The sequence below is a fragment of the Streptomyces torulosus genome (assembly GCF_001419765.1).
In the GTDB taxonomy this organism is placed as follows: domain Bacteria; phylum Actinomycetota; class Actinomycetes; order Streptomycetales; family Streptomycetaceae; genus Streptomyces; species Streptomyces torulosus.
Genome location: NZ_LIRK01000186.1, coordinates 1 through 2,321 on the forward strand (window position 1 = coordinate 1; position 2,321 = coordinate 2,321).

2 protein-coding genes are annotated in these 2,321 nt (G+C 72.7%); one reads left to right on the plus strand and one right to left on the minus strand.

From position 1 onward, the window contains the following. Nucleotides 1-669, plus strand: a 669-nt coding sequence (locus AOK23_RS13635; RefSeq protein WP_206336196.1) for a hypothetical protein, incomplete at its 5' end; no start/stop codon positions are given. Here the strand turns inward: AOK23_RS13635 and AOK23_RS13640 are convergent. Then, the coding region (locus AOK23_RS13640; protein ID WP_157878026.1) for an APC family permease at nucleotides 653-2,321 on the minus strand (1,669 nt) is incomplete at its 5' end. The genes AOK23_RS13635 and AOK23_RS13640 overlap by 17 nt on opposite strands.

Below are 2,321 nucleotides of genomic sequence, written 5' to 3' on the forward strand. Positions count from 1 at the left end.
CTCGTTCAGCGTGCGGGGCCCGACGGTTCGGGGGCCGTGCCCCGCACGCTGAACGAGTTGCGGCAGCTGGACGAGTGGCTGCGGGTGGAGGACGCCGACCCGCAGTGCTCCCAGATGCTGGGCCACGCGGCCGCCGTCCATGTGGAGGGGCGCTCCGGCGCCGACCTGGTGACCCTGCTGGGCCGGGTCGTCCGCAGCCGCGACCGGACCCGCGCCGCGGACACGGTGGGGCGCCGGCTCGCCATGGCCGTGATGCGGCCGGACGCGGACCGCGACCGGTTCGTGGACTGCCTGCGCGCACTGCACGACGCCCGGTACTCCGTCGCCGTACGCGCCGCGTGCCGTGAACTGTCCGACCCCTCCCACGCGTTGACGGTCGACGCCGCGCTGGTCGCCGATGTCGCGGGACGGCTGCACCGAGCAGGGCTGCACAAAGTCGCCTGGACCCTGCTCGAACGGCTGTTGGAGAACGAGCAGTTGGTGACCCCGGCCGATGTGGTCGAGGTCGTCGGCGGGGTGCTCGCGCTGCCGCTGCCGGACGCGGAACTGCTGCTGCGCGCCACCGTGGGCCGCTGGTCCGACGTCGGTCACCGCGACGACGCGGTGACCGCGCTGCGGGACGCCGGGCGGCGCGAGGCGGCGGAGTGGGTCATCAAGTCCCTGCGGTGACCGCCGTCCTCGGCTCCGGTTCCGCCTCCCGCCGGGGACCGGGCAGGGTCGGCGGCACCGCGGCCATGTAGCGGCGGCAGGCCGTGACCAGCAGGGGGAAGAGGACGGCCGCGGAGAGGGCGGCGACGGGAAGCGTCACCAGGCCCACGTCCTCGAACCTCCCGTCCAGGGCGTCCCGCAGCCCCGTGCACAGCACGAGCACCGCCAGATGGGTGAGGAAGAGCAGCACCGGCCGTACGGCGGGATCGTCGGGGCGCGCGAAGCGGGAGACATGGTCCCGGGCGTCGTAGCGGCGCAACAGGCGTCCCAGGAAGGGCAGGTCGAGCCGGGCCAGCAGGGGCAGGCCGAGCAGCAGGGCCGAGCCCACCGCCACGGCGGCCATGCCCCGCCACACCTTGCCCCACCCGGCCTCGTGGATCACCACGGCGATCGCGACGAACGCGGTCGCGGACAGCACCAGGTGCAGTACCCGGCGTGCGCCCGGGAACCCCGGCGGTTTCAACGCCACAAGGACGACGCCCGGCATGGCGTACACCACCAGCGCCGGCACGCTGTTGAGGGCGACCAGGTCCTCCCAGCTGCCCTTGACCAGCAGCAGCATCACCAAACCGATGGTGAAGTTGACCAGCAGGATCATCCAGAACGCGTCGATCTCGGCGCCCCGGAACCGGAACGACGCCCGCCGGGCGGTCTGCAGCCCCCGGTGGGTGAGGTGGGCGCGGCTGAGGGCGGCGACCTCGCGGGTCAGGGCGTGGGTGAAGACGATCCCGGATCCCATGGGGGACAGCACCGCGTTCAGCCGGATCAGCCAGACCAGCCACATCCCGCCCAGGGCCGTGGCGAACTGGGCGTACGGGGACGCCAGCATGTTGCCGGTCAGCTCGCCGCAGAGCCGGCCGAAGATCCACTGGAGGGCCGTGTACAGCAGGAACGCGCCGACGAGCGTGCCGTACACCGCCCACCGCAGCCGGGCGGCCTCGCCCCTGCCGCGCCGTTTGACGTTGCCCGCGAAGTCGAGCGGGGCCTGGAAGCCGATGTAGGCGTAGATGATGCTGCCGCCCAGCACCATGTAGAGGAAGTCCTGCGGCTTCGGGTGCCCGGCCCTCGCCTGGAGGGCCGCCTTGGTGTCCTCCTGCCCGCTGAGGTACCAGACGTCCTTCGGCACACAGCTGTGCGCGGTGTCGAGCGTGTAGCGCCACAGGCAGACCACGATCAGCACCGGGATCAGGACCTTCACCACGGTGACGACGAGGTTCAGCCGGATCAGCCGGCGCTGCGGCAGCAGATTCACGGCCATGATCAACGCCAGGAACGCCACCGCGCACAGCAGACCGCTGTTCGACAGGTCGTAGGGCCGGGCCACGCTCCCGCCGAGCCCGCCGGCCCCCGCCAGCCGATCCCCGTTCTCCAGCAGCCACGGGTACTCGTACGCCAGCCCGCGGACCATGGCCGCCGCCTCGCTCGCCGGGTTCGCCGCGTAGACGATCCACAGGCCGGCGGCCACGACCGTGGCCACGAGCGGCCCGGCGGCCTGGAGCGGCAGGAAGATCAGCCCGCCCGTCTTGGGCACGGCGATGCCCAGTTCGACCATCACGGCGGCGATCAGCAGCATCAGTGCCCCGCCGGCCACCCACCCCCATATGGCGTCCGCG